Source organism: Sphingomonas qomolangmaensis (genome assembly GCF_024496245.1).
GTDB classification, from domain to species: domain Bacteria; phylum Pseudomonadota; class Alphaproteobacteria; order Sphingomonadales; family Sphingomonadaceae; genus Sphingomonas; species Sphingomonas qomolangmaensis.
This window is the reverse complement of sequence record NZ_CP101740.1, coordinates 3,377,028-3,394,169: the sequence shown is the minus strand read 5'-3', so window position 1 is coordinate 3,394,169 and position 17,142 is coordinate 3,377,028. Positions and strand designations below refer to the sequence as shown.

General features: G+C 65.6%; 17 protein-coding genes. 13 read left to right on the top strand and 4 right to left on the bottom strand.

Annotated features, from left to right (window positions below; genetic code table 11):
- Nucleotides 1–74 precede the first annotated feature (74 nt).
- The 4 genes from NMP03_RS15990 to lpdA all read left to right on the top strand — a co-directional run bounded on the left by NMP03_RS15990 (nt 75) and on the right by lpdA (nt 6,163).
- Nucleotides 75–3,047 (top strand): 2-oxoglutarate dehydrogenase E1 component, encoded by a 2,973-nt coding sequence (locus NMP03_RS15990; RefSeq protein ID WP_256506489.1) that lies wholly within the window; start codon nt 75–77, stop codon nt 3,045–3,047.
- Between the two features lie 53 nt (nt 3,048–3,100).
- Complete coding sequence (gene odhB, locus NMP03_RS15985; protein ID WP_256506488.1) at nt 3,101–4,357, top strand: 2-oxoglutarate dehydrogenase complex dihydrolipoyllysine-residue succinyltransferase; 1,257 nt, start codon at nt 3,101–3,103, stop codon at nt 4,355–4,357.
- Between the two features lie 83 nt (nt 4,358–4,440).
- Nucleotides 4,441–4,716: a GIY-YIG nuclease family protein gene (locus NMP03_RS15980; RefSeq protein ID WP_406697959.1), complete on the top strand. Its 276-nt coding sequence runs from the start codon at nt 4,441–4,443 to the stop codon at nt 4,714–4,716.
- A gap of 46 nt (nt 4,717–4,762) precedes the next feature.
- Complete coding sequence (gene lpdA / locus NMP03_RS15975; RefSeq protein WP_256506487.1) at nt 4,763–6,163, top strand: dihydrolipoyl dehydrogenase; 1,401 nt, start codon at nt 4,763–4,765, stop codon at nt 6,161–6,163.
- A gap of 113 nt (nt 6,164–6,276) precedes the next feature.
- Here lpdA and NMP03_RS15970 read toward each other — a convergent pair whose 3' ends face one another.
- Together NMP03_RS15970 and NMP03_RS15965 are read right to left on the bottom strand one after the other, a co-directional pair.
- A complete protein-coding gene (locus NMP03_RS15970) occupies nt 6,277–6,708 on the bottom strand; it encodes a VOC family protein (RefSeq protein WP_256506486.1) in 432 nt (143 codons plus the stop codon).
- A 55-nt stretch (nt 6,709–6,763) separates the two neighbouring features.
- A complete protein-coding gene (locus NMP03_RS15965) occupies nt 6,764–7,210 on the bottom strand; it encodes a cupin domain-containing protein (protein ID WP_256506485.1) in 447 nt (148 codons plus the stop codon).
- 107 nt (nt 7,211–7,317) lie between these two features.
- On the opposite strand from NMP03_RS15965, the gene NMP03_RS15960 reads away from it, so the two are divergent.
- On the top strand, nt 7,318–7,944 hold the full coding sequence (locus NMP03_RS15960) for a trimeric intracellular cation channel family protein (protein ID WP_256506484.1): 627 nt from the start codon (nt 7,318–7,320) through the stop codon (nt 7,942–7,944).
- Between the two features lie 31 nt (nt 7,945–7,975).
- On the opposite strand, the gene NMP03_RS15955 is transcribed toward NMP03_RS15960, so the two are convergent.
- Together NMP03_RS15955 and sppA are read right to left on the bottom strand one after the other, a co-directional pair.
- Nucleotides 7,976–8,539, bottom strand: a complete 564-nt coding sequence (locus tag NMP03_RS15955; RefSeq protein ID WP_256506483.1) for an arsinothricin resistance N-acetyltransferase ArsN1 family B — start codon at nt 8,537–8,539, stop codon at nt 7,976–7,978.
- Between the two features lie 13 nt (nt 8,540–8,552).
- Nucleotides 8,553–10,439, bottom strand: a complete 1,887-nt coding sequence (sppA, locus tag NMP03_RS15950; RefSeq protein ID WP_256506482.1) for a signal peptide peptidase SppA — start codon at nt 10,437–10,439, stop codon at nt 8,553–8,555.
- 235 nt (nt 10,440–10,674) lie between these two features.
- Between sppA and groES the strand changes: the two genes are divergently transcribed.
- From groES to NMP03_RS15910, 8 genes are all read left to right on the top strand, one after another.
- Nucleotides 10,675–10,965: a co-chaperone GroES gene (gene groES, locus NMP03_RS15945; protein ID WP_256506481.1), complete on the top strand. Its 291-nt coding sequence runs from the start codon at nt 10,675–10,677 to the stop codon at nt 10,963–10,965.
- A 67-nt stretch (nt 10,966–11,032) separates the two neighbouring features.
- Nucleotides 11,033–12,676 carry a chaperonin GroEL gene (groL, locus tag NMP03_RS15940; RefSeq protein WP_256506480.1) on the top strand — a complete coding sequence of 548 codons (1,644 nt, stop codon included), beginning with the start codon at nt 11,033–11,035 and terminating at the stop codon, nt 12,674–12,676.
- A 157-nt stretch (nt 12,677–12,833) separates the two neighbouring features.
- Entirely contained in the window at nt 12,834–13,400 is a 567-nt protein-coding gene (locus NMP03_RS15935; protein WP_256506479.1) for a Uma2 family endonuclease, read from the top strand.
- A 256-nt stretch (nt 13,401–13,656) separates the two neighbouring features.
- Nucleotides 13,657–14,190 carry a CarD family transcriptional regulator gene (locus NMP03_RS15930; RefSeq protein WP_256506478.1) on the top strand — a complete coding sequence of 178 codons (534 nt, stop codon included), beginning with the start codon at nt 13,657–13,659 and terminating at the stop codon, nt 14,188–14,190.
- 71 nt (nt 14,191–14,261) lie between these two features.
- Nucleotides 14,262–14,996: a head GIN domain-containing protein gene (locus tag NMP03_RS15925; RefSeq protein WP_256506477.1), complete on the top strand. Its 735-nt coding sequence runs from the start codon at nt 14,262–14,264 to the stop codon at nt 14,994–14,996.
- A 40-nt stretch (nt 14,997–15,036) separates the two neighbouring features.
- Nucleotides 15,037–15,735, top strand: a complete 699-nt coding sequence (locus tag NMP03_RS15920; protein ID WP_256508150.1) for a GIN domain-containing protein — start codon at nt 15,037–15,039, stop codon at nt 15,733–15,735.
- Nucleotides 15,736–15,957: 222 nt separating this feature from the next.
- A complete protein-coding gene (locus NMP03_RS15915; RefSeq protein WP_256506476.1) occupies nt 15,958–16,485 on the top strand; it encodes a hypothetical protein in 528 nt (175 codons plus the stop codon).
- A complete protein-coding gene (locus NMP03_RS15910) occupies nt 16,482–17,051 on the top strand; it encodes a hypothetical protein (RefSeq protein ID WP_256506475.1) in 570 nt (189 codons plus the stop codon). Before NMP03_RS15915 ends, NMP03_RS15910 begins: the two co-directional genes overlap by 4 nt.
- The last annotated feature ends 91 nt before the right edge of the window (nt 17,052–17,142 follow it).

Sequence of the window (17,142 nt, the reverse complement as noted above, 5' to 3'; positions counted from 1 at the left end):
TAGGCCCGCGAAGGCGCGGACCAAGTCTTCGCAACCCTCTTCCCTTCCAGGGGCGAGGGAAAGAGGTGATTGAAATGGGTTACGAAGGTCAGGATTTCAGCGAGATCGCAGGCGGCGTCAGCCCCGCGTTCGTCGACGCGATGTACGCGCGCTACCAAGCCGATGCCGGCTCGATCGAACCCGGCTGGCGCGCCTTTTTCGAGGGACTCGAGTCGACCGCGACCGGCCCTAGCTGGGCGCGCAGCAACTGGCCGCCCAAGGACACCGACGCGCTCACCGCAGCGCTCGATCCCACGCAGATGCAGGTCGAGCCCAAGCTCGCCAAGGGCGGCGCTCCCGCACCCAAGCCGGCCGCTGCCGCGCCTGCCCCTTCGGCCGCCGACATCCAGCGCGCTGCGAATGATTCGATCCGCGCGATGATGCTGATCCGAACCTATCGCGTGCGCGGCCACCTCGCCGCCAAGCTCGACCCGCTCGGCATCGCCAAGCACGAGATGCCCGCCGATCTTCGTACCGAATATCATGGCTTCAGCGACGACGAGATAGACCGTCCGGTGTTCCTGGGCGGCGCGCTCGGCATGCAGACCGGCACGATCCGCGAGATCGTCGACACGCTGCGCAAGAATTACTGCGGCAATGTCGGGCTCGAATATATGCACATCGCCGATGTCGAGGAGCGCCGCTTCCTCCAGGAGCGCATGGAAGGCCGCGACAAGGCGATCGGGTTCAGCCCCGAGGGCAAGAAGGCGATCCTGAGCAAGGTCGTCCAGGCCGAGCAATGGGAGAAATTCCTGGGCCGCAAATATGTCGGCACCAAGCGCTTCGGCCTCGACGGTGGCGAAGCGATGATTCCCGCGCTCGAATCGATCATCAAGTACGGCGGCGCGATGGGCGTGCGCGAGATCGTCTACGGCATGGCGCATCGCGGCCGCCTCAACGTGCTCGCCAACGTGATGGCCAAGCCGACGCGGGTGATCTTCCACGAATTTTCGGGCGGCTCGGCCAATCCTGACGAGGTCGGCGGATCGGGCGACGTGAAATATCACCTGGGCACGTCGACCGATCGCGCGTTCGACGGCGTCAACGTCCATATGTCGCTGGTCGCCAATCCCTCGCATCTCGAGGCGGTGAACCCCGTGGTCCTCGGCAAGGTGCGCGCGCAGCAGACCTTCCGCCAGGACCTCGAGAAACACGAAAGCGTCCTGCCCGTGCTCATCCATGGCGACGCGGCCTTCGCTGGCCAGGGCATCGTGTGGGAATGCCTCGGCTTCTCCGGCATCCGCGGCTACAATACCGGCGGCTGCCTGCACTTCGTGATCAACAACCAGGTCGGCTTCACCACCAGCCCGCAATTCGCGCGCTCGTCGCCCTATCCCTCGGACGTCGCCAAGGGCGTCCAGGCGCCGGTGTTCCACGTCAATGGCGACGATCCCGAAGCGGTCACCTTCGCATGCAAGATGGCGATCGAATTCCGTCAGGCGTTCAAGCGCGACATCGTCATCGACATGTGGTGCTACCGCCGCTTTGGCCATAACGAGGGCGACGAACCGAGCTTCACCCAGCCGCTGATGTACGCCAAGATCAAGCAGCATCCGCCGGTCAGCGAAGTCTATGCAAAGCGCCTGGTCAGCGAAGGCGTGATCGACGACCAGTTCGTCCCCGCCAAGGTCGCCGAGATCACCGCCGAACTCGAGGAATCGTTCGAGGCTGCCAAGAGCTACAAGCCCAACAAGGTCGATTGGTTCGCTGGTCGCTGGTCGGGGCTGCACATGCCCGCCGAAGAGGAAAGCTCGCGGCGCAACATCGAGACCGGCATCGAAACCAAGCTGTTCGACTCGCTCGGCCGCACGCTCACCGACGTTCCGGAGGGGCTCGAGATCCACAAGACGCTGGCGCGCGTGCTCGATGCCAAGCGCGGCATGTTCAAGTCGGGCGAGAATTTCGACTGGGCGACCGGTGAGGCACTCGCGTTCGGATCGTTGCTGTCAGAGGGCTATGGCGTCCGCCTGTCGGGGCAGGATTCGGGGCGCGGTACCTTCAGCCAGCGGCATGCAGTGTGGGTCGATCAGACCGACGAGCATCGCTACGTGCCGCTCAAGGACATCCCGCATGGCCGCTTCGAGGTGCTCGACTCGCCGCTCAGCGAATATGGTGTGCTCGGCTTCGAATATGGCTTCGCGCTCGCCGACCCCAAGACCTTGGTGTTGTGGGAGGCGCAGTTCGGCGACTTCATGAACGGTGCGCAGATCATGATCGATCAGTTCATCGCTAGCGGAGAAGCCAAGTGGCTGCGCGCCAACGGCCTCGTCCTGCTGCTGCCGCACGGCTATGAGGGCCAGGGCCCCGAGCATTCGTCGGCACGTCCCGAGCGCTTCCTGCAAATGTGCGCACAGGACAATATGCAGGTCGCCAATTGCACGACGCCGGCGAACTATTTCCACCTGCTGCGCCGCCAGATGCACCGCAATTTCCGCAAGCCACTGGTAGTGATGACCCCCAAGTCGCTGCTGCGGCATAAGATGGCAGTGTCGAAGGCGTCGGACTTCCAGGGTGCGAGCCACTTCATGCGCATCCTGTCGGACCCCACCCCGCCGGCAGACGCCGATGTGAAGCGGCTGGTCCTCTGCACCGGCAAGGTCGCGTATGACCTGATCGAGGCGCGCGACGCCGCCGGCGACAAGAACACCGCGATCGTCCGCCTCGAACAGCTCTACCCCTTCCCTGGCGAGCCGCTGGTCAAGCGCCTCGAGCGCATGACCAATCTCGAAGAGGTCGTCTGGGCACAGGAAGAGCCCAAGAACATGGGCGCATGGTTCTTCGTCGAGCCGTTCATCGAGGAATGCCTGGGCGAAGTCGCCGGCGCGCCTTCGCGTCCGCGCTATGCCGGTCGCACCGCGGCGGCATCGCCCGCCACCGGGCTGATGAAGCGGCACCAGGCCGAGCAAGGCGCGTTGGTCGCCGATGCGCTTGGCCATAGCGTGCGCGAGGAAATCCGCCGCGCGCGCAAGACCGAAGACGAACGCACCGCCGGCAAGGCTGCCGGCTGAACGATTTGACTATTCTCACGCCCCGCGGTTGCGGGGTCGCGAAAGGAAGACTGATGGCTACCGAAATCCTCGTGCCGACCTTGGGTGAATCGATCACCGAAGCGACCCTGGGCGAATGGCTCAAGCAGCCCGGCGACGCCGTCGCCGCCGATGAGCCCGTCGCCAGCCTCGAAACCGACAAGGTCTCGGTCGAGGTGAACGCACCCGCCGCCGGGGTGATGGGCGCGCACAGCGTCAATGCCGGCGACACGGTGAACGTCGGCGCGGTGATCGGCTCGATCGATGCCGGCGACGGCGCCGCTGCGGCACCAAAGGCTGCCGCACCCGCCGCACCCGCACCGGCTGCGGCTCCCCAGCCGGAAGCCGCGCCTGCGCCTGCTGCGCCGGCCGAAGCACCCGCCCGGCTCGACGCCGCCGCGCTGTCACCGTCGGTTCGCCGCGCGATCCTCGAACATGGTGTCGACCCTGCGACGGTGAAGGGTTCGGGCAAGGACGGTCGCATCACCCGCGAGGACGTTACCGCCGCCGCATCGGGCAAGGCCGCAGCGCCTGCCCCGGCCCCCGCCGCAGCCCCCGCGCCTGTTGCCGCCCCCGCCACCGCCGGTGGCGAGCGTTCACAGGAGCGCGTCCGGATGACCCGCCTGCGCCAGACGATCGCCAAGCGGTTGAAGGAAGCGCAGGACACCGCCGCGCTGCTCACCACCTTCAACGATGTCGACATGACCGCGGTCATCGAAGCGCGCACGAAGTATAAGGAGCTGTTCGAGAAGAAGCATGGCGTGAAGCTCGGCTTCATGGGCTTCTTCGTGAAGGCCGCCTGCATGGCGCTCAAGGACGTGCCCAGCGTCAACGGCCAGATCGACGGCGACGAGATCGTCTATCACGATTATGCCGACATCTCGGTCGCGGTCTCGGCACCGCAGGGCCTCGTCGTTCCCGTCATCCGCGACGCCGACAAGATGAGCGTCGCGCAGGTCGAAAAGACGATCGGCGATTTCGGCAAGCGCGCCAAGGACGGCACGCTCAAGATGGACGAGATGAAGGGCGGTACCTTCACCATCTCGAACGGCGGGGTGTTCGGTTCGCTGATGTCGACCCCGATCATCAACCCGCCGCAGTCGGCGGTGCTCGGCCTCCACCGCATCGAGGATCGCCCCGTCGTCCGCGACGGCCAGGTGGTGGTGCGTCCGATGATGTATCTTGCGCTCAGCTACGATCACCGCCTGATCGACGGCCGCGAAGCGGTGACCTTCCTCGTCGCGCTCAAGAACGCGATCGAAGACCCGACGCGCATCCTGATCGACCTGTGAGGCGATAATGGTTGAGTGGCGCGATCGCTCGCAGTGCTCCGGCGAAGGCCGGAGCGTTGGGTAATCGCGCATGAAGCCTGGCTATGTGTACCTCATGGCCAATCATCGGCGCGGGCAGACCTAGTCTGGGGGTCGCCAGCAATCTGGTCCAGCGCGCGTTCCAGCATCGTAATCGACTTATTGTCGGACATTCGGACGACAAGGATTGCATACTGCTGGTCTGGTACGAATATCACGATGACCTCCAGAACGCGCGTGCCCACGAATATCGCATGAAAAAGTGGAAACGCGCGTGGAAGCTGCGGTTGATCGAAGAGAAGAATGCCGACTGGCGCGACCTTTTCGACGACATCGCATAACGCCAACGCTCCGGCCTGCGCCGGAGCACGACAAAAAGGCTTGGCAATGGCTGAATACGACTTCGACGTTCTGGTGATCGGCTCGGGCCCCGGCGGCTACGTCGCGGCGATCCGCGCCGCGCAGCTGGGCTTGCGCACCGCATGCGTCGAGGGACGCGTGACGCTCGGCGGCACCTGTCTCAACGTCGGCTGCATTCCTTCGAAGGCAATGCTCCACGCGTCCGAACTGTTCGCCGAAGCCAGCCATGGCGCGCTCGCCAAGTTCGGCGTCGAGATCGAGGGGGTGAAGCTCAACCTCGACCAGATGCACGCCGAAAAGGCCAAGGCGGTCGGCGAGCTGACCGGCGGCATCGCCTTCCTGTTCAAGAAGAACAAGGTCGAGTGGATCAAGGGCTATGCGAGCTTCGAGGATAGCTCGACTGTGAAGGTCGGCGATCGCACGATCACCGCGCGCGACATCGTTATCGCCACCGGCTCGTCGGTCACCCCGCTCCCCGGCGTCGAGATCGACAACGACGCCGGCATCGTCGTCGATTCGACCGGCGCGCTCGCGCTTCCCAAGGTGCCCGAGCATCTGGTGGTGATCGGCGGCGGCGTGATCGGCCTCGAGCTCGGCAGCGTCTGGCTGCGCCTGGGTGCCAAGGTCACCGTGGTCGAATATGTCGACCAGATCCTCCCCGGCTTCGACGAGGAGGTCCGCAAGGAATCGGCCAAGATCTTCAAGAAACAGGGCTTCGAGATGAAGACCTCGACCAAGGTTACCGGCGTTAGCGTCGAGGGTGGCAAGGCGACCGTCACCACCGAACCCGCCGCCGGCGGCGAAGCGACCACGATCCAGGCCGACGCGGTGCTGGTCTCGATCGGCCGCCGCCCCAATACCGACAAGCTCGGGCTCGACAAGATCGGGCTCGAGGTGAACCAGCGCGGCCAGATCGAAATCAACCACGACTTCTCGACCAAGGTCGACGGCGTCTGGGCGATCGGTGATTGCGTTCCCGGGCTGATGCTCGCGCACAAGGCCGAAGACGAAGGGGTCGCGGTGGCCGAGAACATCGCGGGCAACACCGGCATCATCAACCACGACGTCATCCCCAGCGTGGTCTACACCATGCCCGAGATTGCCGGCGTCGGCCTGACCGAGGAAGGCGCGCGCAAGCATGGCGAGATCAAGGTCGGCAAATTCCCCTTCGCCGCCAACAGCCGCGCCAAGACCAACCGCGACACCGACGGTTTCGTGAAGGTGATCGCCGATGCCAAGACCGATCGCGTGCTCGGCGTCCACATCATCTCCTCGCTCGCGGGCACGATGATCGCGCAGGCGGCGCAGGCGATGGAATTCGGCGCCACCTCCGAAGACATCGCGCTCACCTGCCACGCGCATCCCACGCATGCCGAAGCGCTCAAGGAAGCCGCGATGGCGGTACAGGGCAAGCCGATCCACATCTGATCGCAGGGCCGGCGGCGCTGTTGGCGTCGCCGGCCCTACTGCCTGAAACTCGAAGGCGGTCGTTCGTACGCTCGGCGGAAACGTCCGCAACGCAGGGGTTTGGCTTTACTGCGTCAGAAGGGCGCGTTGACGTCAAAGAACTGTACGCGCTCATCCGCATGCTTGCGATAGCAAGACAGCCTTGTTTCGAGCGTTCCTACATGCACCTCGAGCTTATGCCCGTCGGGATCCAGAAAATAGGTTGAGGCGCCTTCGCTCCGATCGACCTTCCAGATCGGGCATTGTGAGATAAGGCGCTCATGCAGCGCTGCGTAATCCCCGTCGGCCACGCTGAAGGCAATGTGGGTGTAATCCGGGTGCGGCGATGTCCGCGTCTGCGGGTCGTGAGACAGGCAAAGCCACAGCCGCCCTGCTTCCAGATAGGCACCATCAGCCCATATCGCCCGCACCGAAAAGCCCAGAACGTCACGATAAAATGCCACCGACCGCGCGAGGTCGGAGACCGCGAGCGTGATGTGGTTCAGTCCCGTCACACCTGCCTGCATCGCTCACCTCCGGAACGCCCTGCCGATGTTTCAAGCACCGATTTGGAGGACGCACCTAAAATGATGATCCGTCTTTGTGCCGAAACCCCTGCCCGGCCGCCAGATGCATATCGATGTCGGGATAATGGCAATCGGTGTCGCCCGGCCCGCCAACCGCAACGAACACGCAATCGAATGGCGCGCGGTTCTGCAGCATATGGCCGTTCGCCTCCCCCGCCGGGAACGAAGCGCAATCGCCCGGGCGCATCACCTGCTCGCCGGCATCGTCAATCAGGATCGCTTCGCCGCTCAGGATCACCAGAAATTCGTCCTCGCCCTCGTGCCAATGCCGCTGTGACGAGCACGCGCCGGGCTTCAGGGTCACATGGCTGACCCCGAATTGCGATAGTCCGCTGGCAGGGCCTAGCCGCCGATACCACCGGTCACGCACCGGGCCGGCATATTCGGGCGGGTAGCCAGTCGCGCTGGTGAGCGGAAAGGCATCGAGGGTGAGTTTGGGCATCGCTTGCTCCAGCGTATCGTACGACCGATCCTCCGCGATTCGCGCAGCGAGAGCAAGCACGCGCCACGCCTCTAGCCCCTACTCACGCGACCCGCTACGCCCGCCCCATGCCCCCCGCCCTTCCCATTGCTCCGCTCCTCCCGCTGCTCGACTGGTTCGCGATCGCCACTTTCGCGGCATCGGGCGCGATCGCCGCGGCGCGTGCGCAGCAGACCTTCGTAACCGCGGCGTTCTTCGCGCTCATCACCGGGGTCGGCGGCGGAACGGTGCGCGATCTGTTGATCGGCGCGCCGGTATTCTGGGTGCATGATCCGCTGCTCGCGACGATCTGCCTCGGCGCGGCGTTGCTGGTGTGGATGACGCCCGAGCGCTGGTGGCGCGGCAACACGCTCGACTGGCTCGATGCGGTGGGACTCGCCGCCTATGCGGTGTTCGGCGCGGCCAAGGCGTTCCGGCTTGGCGTGCCGCCGGTCCCGGCGATCCTGATGGGGGTGATCACTGCGTGCGTAGGCGGCATCATCCGCGACGTGCTGGCGGGCGAACCGTCGATCCTGATGCGACCCGAGTTGTATGTCACCGCCGCCGCGCTGGCCGCGGGGCTGTATGTCGGGATCGTCGCGCTCGGTGCCCCCAGTATCGTCGCATCGGGGGTTGCGGTTACCGCGGGCTTCGCGCTCCGGGCAGCCGCAATCTATTTCCGCCTGGCGCTGCCCTCGTATCGCGGCAAACGCTGAAAAGCCGTCTCCCCAGTGGCGAGCGGGAACGTCAGGCGCGCACGACGCCCACATCCTTGAACGCGCGCGGCTCGACCGGTGGCATCGCGCTGTCGTTGAGCTGGCACTGCCAATAGCCGACGTCGATCCAGCGCCCGAACTTGTATCCGACTTCGCGGTACACCCCCGCGCGGCGGAACCCCATCTGCTCGTGCAGCGTGATCGATGCGTCGTTGGGCAGCGCCAGCACGCCGATCGCCTGGGTGAAGCCCTGCGCGCGCAATGTGTCGATCAGCGCCTCGTACAACAGCCGCCCGGTGCCGCGCTGCTGCGCCTCGCCCGCCATGTAGATCGAGGTTTCGACGACATAGCGATACGCCGGCCGATCGCGCCAGCGCCCGGCATAGGCATAGCCCAGCACCCCGCCGCCGCCTTCGCCGCCATTGGTCGCCACCAGCCAGGGATAATAGCCGTCGCTCGCGGCGATCCGCGCGCGCATCGCGCGGGTATCGGGTGCCTCGGTCTCGAACGACACGGTGCCGCCGATCACGAAGGGTGCGTAGATCGCGGCGATCGCCGCGGCATCGCTGGCTTCGGCTGCACGGATCGCGATCATGGCTTCATCCCCTTCATGGCAGCGTGCGCTCGATGAGGAAGGCCGCGATCCGCGCATCTTCGCGCGAAGCGACCCCCGGCCCCATACCGGCGCATTCGATGCAGCGCGCCTGCATCGCCGGCCCCTTGGCGAGCATCCGCATGTCGCCGATCGCCTGCGCGAACACCCCGCGCCGCTCAGCCGCCATCCGCGCGAAGATGTCGCGTGCGACCTCGCCCTCGCCGGCTTCCTCGTCGCCCGACTGCGCGAACATCGCCGCCAGCTGCGCCGCGAAGCCCGGCTCCTTTTCGAGATAGACCGGCCGCACCTTTACCGGATCGAGCTTGGCCAGCCGCGCCGCCTCGGCGATCGCATCGGGCAGGCTGCCGAAACGATCGACCAGCCCCAGCTGGCGCGCGGTGCCGCCGTCCCAGACGCGTCCCTGTGCGATCTGGTTCACCCGCGCGACCGGCAGCTTGCGCGACTGCGACACCAGGGTCAGGAACCGCCGATAGCCATTCTCGATCGACGATTGCAGGATCGTGTCGACCGCGGCGTTGGTGCCGCGGAAAAGGTCGGGCTGCCCCGACAGCGGCGTCGTTGCGATCCCGTCGGCGGTCACGCCGATCTTGGTGATCGCGTTCTCGAAGGTCGGGATGACCCCGAAGATGCCGATCGATCCGGTGATCGTGTTAGGTTCGGCGAAGATCACGTCGCCGGGGGTCGATACCCAATAGCCGCCCGACGCGGCGAGCCCGCCCATCGACACCACCACCGGGAGACCCCGCGCTTTGGCCTGCAGGATCGCCTGGCGGATCTTTTCCGACGCCAGCACCGATCCGCCGGGCGAATCGACGCGGACGACCAGCGCCTTGAGCTTCTTTTCGGCCAGCCCCTTCAGCAGCAGGTTCGAAATCGTGTCACCGGCCGCGGTTCCCGGCCCGGCCTTGCCGTCGATGATCGTCCCAGCGACCGTGATCACGCCGATCGCGTCGCCGCTGGTCGGCAACGGGTTCGCCGCCAGCCAGCTCGCCAGCTTGATCGTCTTGAAATTGCCCGCAGGCTTGCCGGCATCGGCGCCCGCCAGTTCGGCGACCCGCTTGCCGAAGCTGGTGCGGTCGCCGAGCTTGTCGACCAGCCCCGCGGTCAGGTTGGCGCGCGCGATGTCGCCGTTGGCGGCGGTCACCAGCGTATCGGGCCGTGCGACGAATTCGGCGACCCGCGCCTTGGGCCGCGCCTTCTGCACCGCCTCCTGCCACTGGCTGAAGATCGCGCCGTACAGCGCCTGGTTGGCGGCGCGCGCTTCGGGCGACTGGTCGGCGCGGGTATAGGGCTCGACCGCTGCCTTGTAGGTGCCGACGCGATAGATATGTGCGTTGATCCCCAGCCGGTCGATCAACCCCTTATAATAAAGCTGCGAACCGCCCGGACCGCTGAACAATGTGCCGCCGAACGGGTCCATCCAGATTTCACTGGCATTGGCCGCGACCAGATAGCTGTCGTCCGAATAGGCGGTGGCGAACGCCAGCACTGGCTTGCCGCTTTGGCGTACGCGCCCGACCGCTTCGGCGAGTTGCGACACCGCGGCGGGATAGCCCCCCATGAAGCTGTCCATGTCGAGCACGACCGCCTTCACCCGCGTATCGCTCTGCGCGGTGTCGAGCGCGCGGATCACGTCGCGCAGCCGATGCTGCTTGGCGACGTCGCCGCCCGCCAGCGTCGCGAACGGATCGCCTTCTTCGGGCTGTTCGACGATCGTGCCGCTCAGATCGACCAGCAGCGCGCCATTGGTGATCGCCGCGGCGTTGGGCCGCGCCGACAAGGCCGCGAAGATCAGGCCGAAGAACAGCAGCATCGCGAGCAGGACCAGCCCGTCCTTGATGCCCACGAGCAATTTCCAGGCGCCGCGTACCAGCTTCACGTCAAAATCCTCCGGGTCGAACGGTTCGTCGTTCCTGTCATGCGCTAGAGCATGGGTACAGACAGGTAAACGCCTGTATTACGCCACCAATACGCATTTGCGGGCGAAAGCGGCAAAATCGGGTGCCGCCGCGGTTGACGAATCCCCTCCACCGCCGCATATGGAGGTTCGTTAGCACTCGCCTTGAGTGAGTGCTAAACCAGTTTTATCCCTTAAACAGGAAAGGAAAGCGCGCATGAACTTTCGTCCCTTGCACGATCGCGTTCTCGTTCGCCGCGTCGAAGCCGAAGAGAAGACCGCCGGCGGCATCATCATCCCCGACACCGCCAAGGAAAAGCCCCAAGAGGGTGAAGTCGTCGCCGCCGGTACCGGCGCACGCAACGACACGGGCGACATCCACCCGCTCGAGGTGAAGGCCGGCGACAAGATCCTGTTCGGCAAATGGTCGGGCACCGAGGTCAAGGTGAACGGCGAAGACCTGCTCATCATGAAGGAAAGCGACATTCTGGGCATCGTCGAGGCCTGATCTTCAGGCTTCCGATTGTTTCCATTTTGTCAATTTCATCCACTTTAGCTGAAAGGACAGCCTCATCATGGCATCCAAGGACGTAAAATTCGGCCGCGACGCGCGTGAGCGCATTCTCCGCGGCGTCGACATCCTGGCCGACGCGGTCAAGGTAACGCTGGGGCCAAAGGGCCGCAACGTCGTGATCGACAAGTCGTTCGGCGCGCCGCGGATCACCAAGGACGGCGTCACCGTCGCCAAGGAAATCGAACTTAAGGACAAGTTCGAGAACATGGGCGCGCAGATGGTCCGCGAAGTCGCTTCGAAGACCAACGACATCGCCGGCGACGGCACCACCACCGCTACCGTGCTTGCCCAGGCGATCGTTCGCGAAGGCATGAAGTCGGTTGCCGCCGGCATGAACCCGATGGACCTGAAGCGCGGGGTCGATCTGGCCGTCACCAAGGTGGTCGCCGATCTGCAGTCGCGTTCGAAGCCCGTCTCGGGTTCGGCCGAAATCGCCCAGGTCGGGATTATCTCGGCAAACGGCGACCGTGAAGTCGGCGAGAAGATCGCCGAAGCCATGGAAAAGGTCGGCAAGGAAGGCGTGATCACCGTCGAGGAAGCAAAGGGTCTCGAATTCGAGCTCGATGTCGTCGAGGGCATGCAGTTCGACCGCGGCTACCTGTCGCCCTACTTCATCACGAACCCCGAGAAGATGTCGGTCGAGCTGAACGATCCGTACATTCTGATCCATGAGAAGAAGCTGTCGAACCTGCAGGCGATGCTCCCGATCCTGGAAGCAGTCGTCCAGTCGGGTCGTCCGCTGCTGATCATCGCCGAGGACATCGAAGGCGAAGCACTGGCGACCCTGGTCGTCAACAAGCTGCGCGGCGGCCTGAAGGTCGCAGCGGTCAAGGCACCTGGCTTCGGCGATCGTCGCAAGGCGATGCTCGAGGACATCGCGGTCCTGACCAAGGGCGAAGTCGTTTCGGAAGATCTCGGTATCAAGCTCGAGACCGTGACGCTCGGCATGCTCGGCACCGCCAAGCGAGTCACGATCGACAAGGACAACACCGTCATCGTCGATGGCGCGGGTGAAGCCGATGCGATCAAGGGCCGCACCGATGCGATCCGTCAGCAGATCGAGGTCACGACCTCGGACTATGACCGTGAGAAGCTGCAGGAGCGTCTGGCCAAGCTGGCCGGAGGCGTTGCAGTCATCAAGGTCGGCGGCGCTTCGGAAGTCGAAGTCAAGGAGCGCAAGGACCGCGTCGACGACGCGCTGCACGCAACCCGCGCAGCCGTCGAAGAGGGCATCGTCCCCGGTGGCGGCACCGCGCTCCTCTATGCCACCAAGGCACTTGAGGGCGTGACCGGCGCGAACGAGGACCAGACCCGCGGCGTGGACATCGTCCGCAAGGCACTGACCTCGCTGGTTCGCCAGATCGCGGCGAATGCCGGCCATGACGGTGCGGTCGTTTCGGGCAAGCTGCTTGATCAGACCGACACGTCGTTCGGCTTCAACGCGGCGACCGACACCTACGAGAACCTGGTATCCGCCGGCGTGATCGATCCTACCAAGGTCGTCCGCACCGCGCTGCAGAACGCAGCATCGGTCGCCGGGCTGCTGATCACCACCGAAGCAGCGGTGAGCGAGATGCCTGACGACAAGCCTGCAATGCCCATGGGCGGCGGCGGCATGGGCGGCATGGGCGGCATGGACTTCTGATTGCGCTTGGGGGCGGCTCGCCGCTCCCGACATGCGATCGGCATCCGGCCGGCCGGGCGGGGAGCACCCCGCTCGCCCGCCAAGGCACCGAACGACGAAGGGTCGGGGATCACTTCCCGGCCCTTTTTCGTGTCCGCGCGAAATGCTATGATCGGCCATGGCCAAAGTCGCGCTCGATCCCGCCTATCGCCGCATCGACGTCGACGAATTCCTGTCGATGCATTTCGGCGATGCGAAGGCCGAGCTCGAGGACGGCCTGATCTACATGATGACGGGTGGCAGCCAAGCGCATGCGCGTATTGCGGGCAACGTCTATTTTGCCCTGCGCCTCGCGCTCCGCGGAACGGGTTGCATGCCCTTCAACTCGGACTTTGCGGTCCAGACCGGTACGCAGACCATCCGCTATCCCGACGTCGCGGTCTACTGCGGCGACCCCGGACGCCCTGCCAATGATGGCAAGAAATTGCTCGGCGATCCGGTGTTGATCGTCGAAGTGCTGTCGTCATCGACCGCCTCCTACGATCAGAGCGTCAAACTTGCCGAATATCGCGAACTGCCTGGCACCACCGATATGCTGCTGGCCGATCCCCAACAGGAACGCGTGCGACATGTTCGCCGCACGGCGACCGGCTGGGTAGATGATTGGCTGCCCAGCGGCACTGATGTTGCGTTGCCCTCGCTCGCCATCACGCTGCCGCCTGCCGAGATTTTCGTGCGCGACTGACATCGTTTCCGCGCCAGTATTGCGCGTCGTTGGTCCGGCACCAAATATCGATCGCTTTTGTGTCGTTTCTGCACCCCGCCCCCTTCGCCACGCTGGTAATTTTGTTACGACTGTGTTAAATCATCCGCCACGAGGCTCAAAAGCCTCGCCCCTCGGAGACGCAAACACATCGACCCGAACGTGCTCACGCGGCCAGCAAGCCCGTTGCAGCCGCCCCGCCCCCCGGTTCGATGGTCCACGGAAAGGTTTCGTATCAATGGCTGCCAAGGCGCTGTCCTTCGACGTCGGTGATTATGTCGTTTACCCAAAGCACGGCGTCGGCCGTGTGATCGAACTGCAAAAGCAGGAAATCGCAGGCATGCAGCTCGAGCTGTACGTGCTGCGCTTCGAAAAGGAGCGCATGACGCTGCGCGTTCCTACCAACAAGGCCGAGAGCGTCGGCATGCGCAAGCTGTCGAGCGACAAGACGCTGCGCGAGGCGATGGAAACGCTCAAGGGCAAGCCCAAGGTCAAGCGCACCATGTGGTCGCGCCGCGCACAGGAATATGAGGCCAAGATCAATTCGGGCGATCTGGTGTCGATCGCCGAAGTGGTCCGGGACCTGTTCCGCGCCGATGACCAGCCCGAGCAGAGCTATTCTGAGCGCCAGATCTTCGAAGCCGCCGCCAGCCGCCTAGCGCGCGAACTCGCCGCGATGGAAGAGGTCGACGAGCCCAAGGCGCTCGAGAAGATCCTCGACGTGCTGCGCGCAGCGGCTGCGATTTACAACAAGGACAAGGCCGAGGCCTGAACCTACCCCACTTGCCTTTGCGGTCAGTTGCTGTATTACTTCACTAATACGGTAGCTGATCGGAGGCAGGGATGGACGATGGTTTGACGGCAGCGTTGGCAGCATTGATGCTTGCCGCGTGTTCGGGTGGCAGCGTCAACGGCGATGACGGTGAAGCCGCGGGCCCGCAGGCACAGCGCAGCTTCACCTTGTCGGGGTTCGACAAGGTCGATCTCGCCGGCCCCGACAATGTCCGCGTGATGACCGGCAGCGCCTTCGCGGTGCGCGCCGAAGGTCCGCAGGACGTGATCGACAAGCTGAAGCTCGAGGTCGTCGACGGCACCTTGCGCGTCGGCCGCGAGCGTAGCTCGAATTGGAAATGGGGCAGCAACCCGCGCGCCACCGTCACGGTAAGCTTGCCCAGCGCGACCGGCGCCAGCGTCAGCGGCGCGGGCGGCCTCACCCTCGACCGCGGCACCGGCGACTTCACCGCGACAATCAGCGGCGCGGGCGATCTCGCGGTCGGACGGATCGAGGGCCGCGACGTCACCCTCAAGCTGTCGGGCACCGGCGATATCGCCGCCGCGGGTGTGGCGCGCACGCTCAACGCCAGCGTATCAGGCGCGGGGAGCATCCGCGCAGAGGAACTCGTGGCACGCCAGGGCAAGGTGAGCCTGTCGGGGGTCGGCGATGTCGCGGTACGGATCGATGGCCCAGCCCAAGTGTCGGTATCGGGCGTCGGTTCGGCAAGCCTTGGCCCCAATTCGGTGTGCACCACGCGCAAGAGCGGCATCGGCAGCGTCGAGTGCGGTAGCGGCGGTCGCTGACCCCCTTGCGCGGAACCGTGGCGGGGTGCCAGTTGTGTCGATGATCCGCATCCTGCTCGCCGCCGCCTTGCTGTCGACCTTGCCAGCGCCCGCCCATGCCGAGGATCGGCGGGTAATGGTCACGGGATTCGACTCGATCCGCGTCGAGGGCCCCTTCGATGTCGAGTTGCGAACCGGGGGCGCTACCGGCGCGACGATCAGCGGCGAAGCCCGCGCGCTCGACGGCGTGGCTGTTCGCGTCGAGGACCGGGTGCTGGTGATCAGCGCCAATCCCAATAGCTGGGGCGGCTGGCCCGATGCGCGCGCCGCGACGCCACGCATCGTCGCCACCGCGCCCGCGATCCGGAGCGCGACGCTGGTCGGCAACGGCCGACTGGCGATCGATCGCATGGCGAGCCAGCAGGTGACGATCGACATGTCGGGATCGGGGACGCTGCGCGTCGCCGCAATCGCCGCCGACGAATTCCGCGCCACGCTCACCGGCGCCGGATCGCTCGAGGTGCGCGGCACCACCGCACGCGCACGCTTCGCATCGAACGGCGCCAACCGGATCGACGCCGCCAGCCTCGCGGTGCGCGATCTGACGGTGCTTTCGCAAAGCCCGAGCGAAAGCAGCTTTTCGGCAAGCGAGACCGCCAACATCACCGCCGTGGGGCTGGGTCAGGTTACCGTGTCGGGCAAAGCCGCCTGCACCGTCGCGGGTCCGGGTCCCGTCCTCTGCGGCAATCGCACCCAGTAGGCGCTGATACCGACCAACAGACGTATCGGCACCCGCCCGTCGCCTCCCCACTTACTGAGCGAGTGTCGCGGTGGCACTTGGCTTTTGATACGGCGTTCCCCTCTGTCGTCACGTCTTAGGCCTCGTATTCCCGCAGAACCGTCGCCGCGGCGCTCACCCCTATTCGACCCGCGGATGACGAAGTGGTTGAGGCGCGACACCGCCTCGCCCATAAGGCTGTGCATGCAGCGTATCCTTGCCTTGTTCGTTCCGCTCGCGCTTCTGGCCGGGTGCGTGTCCCCTTCGCGCCCCGCGCCGCAAGCGCCGCCACCCGCGCGCCACGCGCCGGTGCCGCCCCCCGCCCCGACCCCGCCGCCCGCGAGCAGCGACTGGCGCGACTGGCCGCTGACCGCAGGAACATGGTCGTACAGCCGCGACGCGCAGGGATCGATCGCGCGCTTCGGCCAGCCGGGCGCCGAACCCGAGCTCAGCCTGCGCTGCGATCGTAGCGCGGGCGCGCTGGTCCTGTCGCGCCGCGGTGCCGCCCCTGGCAACGCGGCGATGACGGTCCGCACCAACACCAGCACCCGCGCCCTGGCGAGCACCCCGACCGGTGGCGCCATGACGGTACGCCTGCCCGTCCGCGACGCGCTGATCGATGCGATGGGGTTCAGCCGCGGTCGCTTCGTCGTCGAGCTTCGCCCGCTGCCGGTACTGGTGGTGCCCACCTGGGCCGAATTCCTCCGCGTCGCCGAGGATTGCCGCGGATGATAAGTTCGCGAGCGAACAGGCGCACCCTGACGCTCGCGGCCCTTTTGGTGGTGGCGGGCTGCGACGCCGAGCCGACGCCTGCCCCCGCACCGGCGCAACCCGACGCCGAGGCAACCCCCGAAATCGCCACCGCGCCACCCCCTCGCGCCTCGAGCGTAGCAGGCGCGCTGCCCACCCCCGAGCTCGACAATGTCGGGACCGCGCTCGGCAGCTGGGTGCTGCGCGATGGAAGCGCGATGTTCGGTCCGCCCGATGCGCGCGCCTACTTTATCCTGTCATGCGATCGCGATGCGCGACGGGTGAGGATGGCGCGCACCGATCGCCGCGGCGACGCCAGCCGCATTCAGGTCGTGACCCCCAGCGCCTCCGCGACGATGACTGCCACGGTCGAGCCCGGCCCGCCGCGCGTGGTCGCCGGCAGCCTGAGCGCCGATGACATGTTCTTTGCTGCATTGCTTGCCACCGACGACCGGTTCGGGGTGCGGATCGACCAGCATCGCACGCTGGCGATGCCGATGGCGCCAGAGGTTCGCACGGTGATCGAAAGATGCCGCCGCCCGGTTTGAGCCGCTTGCGACAGGCGAAAGAGAATCGTCCAATTCGCGGTGCATTACAAGACTTGTTCTGCGCCTTGCGATGATTCACAACGTGATTCGT

Bases quoted from the DNA above. Each gene is read 5' to 3' on its own strand.
- NMP03_RS15990 (WP_256506489.1), top strand. From the start codon at position 75: ATGGGTTACGAAGGTCAGGATTTCAGCGAGATCGCAGGCGGCGTCAGC.
- NMP03_RS15960 (WP_256506484.1), top strand. From the start codon at position 7,318: ATGCCCCCCGCCCTTCCCATTGCTCCGCTCCTCCCGCTGCTCGACTGG.
- NMP03_RS15970 (WP_256506486.1), bottom strand. From the start codon at position 6,708: ATGCAGGCAGGTGTGACGGGACTGAACCACATCACGCTCGCGGTCTCC.
- lpdA (WP_256506487.1), top strand. From the start codon at position 4,763: ATGGCTGAATACGACTTCGACGTTCTGGTGATCGGCTCGGGCCCCGGC.
- NMP03_RS15935 (WP_256506479.1), top strand. From the start codon at position 12,834: ATGGCCAAAGTCGCGCTCGATCCCGCCTATCGCCGCATCGACGTCGAC.
- NMP03_RS15910 (WP_256506475.1), top strand. From the start codon at position 16,482: ATGATAAGTTCGCGAGCGAACAGGCGCACCCTGACGCTCGCGGCCCTT.
- NMP03_RS15930 (WP_256506478.1), top strand. From the start codon at position 13,657: ATGGCTGCCAAGGCGCTGTCCTTCGACGTCGGTGATTATGTCGTTTAC.
- NMP03_RS15915 (WP_256506476.1), top strand. From the start codon at position 15,958: ATGCAGCGTATCCTTGCCTTGTTCGTTCCGCTCGCGCTTCTGGCCGGG.
- NMP03_RS15965 (WP_256506485.1), bottom strand. From the start codon at position 7,210: ATGCCCAAACTCACCCTCGATGCCTTTCCGCTCACCAGCGCGACTGGC.
- NMP03_RS15920 (WP_256508150.1), top strand. From the start codon at position 15,037: ATGATCCGCATCCTGCTCGCCGCCGCCTTGCTGTCGACCTTGCCAGCG.
- NMP03_RS15925 (WP_256506477.1), top strand. From the start codon at position 14,262: ATGGACGATGGTTTGACGGCAGCGTTGGCAGCATTGATGCTTGCCGCG.
- groL (WP_256506480.1), top strand. From the start codon at position 11,033: ATGGCATCCAAGGACGTAAAATTCGGCCGCGACGCGCGTGAGCGCATT.
- NMP03_RS15980 (WP_406697959.1), top strand. From the start codon at position 4,441: ATGTGTACCTCATGGCCAATCATCGGCGCGGGCAGACCTAGTCTGGGG.
- odhB (WP_256506488.1), top strand. From the start codon at position 3,101: ATGGCTACCGAAATCCTCGTGCCGACCTTGGGTGAATCGATCACCGAA.
- NMP03_RS15955 (WP_256506483.1), bottom strand. From the start codon at position 8,539: ATGATCGCGATCCGTGCAGCCGAAGCCAGCGATGCCGCGGCGATCGCC.
- groES (WP_256506481.1), top strand. From the start codon at position 10,675: ATGAACTTTCGTCCCTTGCACGATCGCGTTCTCGTTCGCCGCGTCGAA.